Origin of the sequence: Methylobacterium sp. WL103 (assembly GCF_008039885.1) — a bacterium.
Taxonomy (GTDB): Bacteria; Pseudomonadota; Alphaproteobacteria; order Rhizobiales; family Beijerinckiaceae; genus Methylobacterium; species Methylobacterium cerastii.
Window position 1 is genome coordinate 1 of the sequence record NZ_VRUX01000948.1, and the last position, 1,122, is coordinate 1,122.

Sequence of the window (1,122 nt, forward strand, 5' to 3'; positions counted from 1 at the left end):
CTGCCGATCGGCCCGCCGAGCGCGGTCCCGACCGCCGCCCCCACCGTGGACAGGATCAGCGTGGCCATGGCGGGCTCCGTGGTGGAGATGTGGGGCGGGCACATTCGAAGGCTTGTGGAATCGTATCCGGTCGGATACGATCCAGACTGTCGCGACGATCCTGATGTCCGACGCGTTCAGGGGCTGGCTGAGCGAAGGCCCGCATCGCCTCACGCATCCGGTCAGCGACGCTGGGCGATTTCGGAGATGTCGAACCGGTGGGGGATGGCGTCGACGAGATGCGCATCCATCATGGTCCGGGCTACCGCCTCTACTATCTCCGTCGAGGAGCGGCTCTCTACCTGCTCTTGATCGGCGGCGACAAAGCCAGCCAGAGTCGTGATGTTCAGAAGGCGAAGGTGATGGCCGGCGACCTTGATCGGATCTCCCGATGCGCTTCACGCCTTTCGACGCCTCCGAGTTCCTCGACGACGAAGAGGCCATCGCCGAATACCTCGCCGCGGCTCTGGCCGACCCCGATCCCGACTTGTTCGTCGCAGCGCTCGGCGATGTCGCCAAGGCGCGGGGCATGACGCAGATCGCGCGCGAGGCGGGTGTCGGGCGAGAGAGCCTGTACAAGGCTCTGACACCGGGGTCGAAGCTCCGCTACGAGACGATCCGCAAGGTCATGGATGTCCTCGGTGTCAAGCTGACGGTCGCGTCGCGGGTTTGAGCGCGTCGGAAGTGCCCGCGGCAGCCGAAGCGAGGGCGCGGGGCGCTTCCCGTCGCATCCTCACTCCGCCGGGAACCGGAACACGCCGACGAGGTGCCGCCGCCACCACGGCGTGAAGGCCACCTCCGTCACGGCGGCGTGGTCGTGGGCGTGGATCATGCCGGCACCGGTCGCGATGGCGCAGTGGCGGGCGGGCAGGTGCGCGCGGAAGGCGAAGAGCAACACCTCGCCGGGAGCGGGCGCGTGGCGTGCGAGGTCGGCCGCGACAGGCAGGAGGTGGCGGGACGCGGCCTCCAGGAACGGGTCGGTGCCGGAGGCGGCCGATTCCGCCCAGGTGCCGGCATAGGGCGGCAGCGCCTCGGGCTCGTCGCCCAGAAGGCCGCGCCAGACGCCGCGCAGCAGGCCGAGGC

General features: G+C 69.5%; 1 protein-coding gene and 2 pseudogenes. 2 read left to right on the forward strand and 1 reads right to left on the reverse strand.

The genetic code is table 11. The features are described from left to right. Positions 1–230: 230 nt before the first annotated feature. Both FV222_RS31960 and FV222_RS26935 read left to right on the forward strand, forming a co-directional pair. Positions 231–350 (forward strand): annotated as a pseudogene (locus tag FV222_RS31960) (type II toxin-antitoxin system RelE/ParE family toxin); the annotation flags it as partial. A gap of 80 nt (positions 351–430) precedes the next feature. Beyond that, on the forward strand, positions 431–712 hold the full coding sequence (locus FV222_RS26935; RefSeq protein ID WP_147761753.1) for an addiction module antidote protein: 282 nt from the start codon (positions 431–433) through the stop codon (positions 710–712). A gap of 60 nt (positions 713–772) precedes the next feature. On the opposite strand, the pseudogene FV222_RS26940 reads toward FV222_RS26935, so the two are convergent. After that, positions 773–1,122: pseudogene (locus FV222_RS26940) on the reverse strand (peptidase P60); the annotation flags it as partial.

What these genes read in the sequence shown, in the direction of transcription:
- FV222_RS26935 (WP_147761753.1), top strand. Translation starts at nt 431, where the DNA reads ATGCGCTTCACGCCTTTCGACGCCTCCGAGTTCCTCGACGACGAAGAG.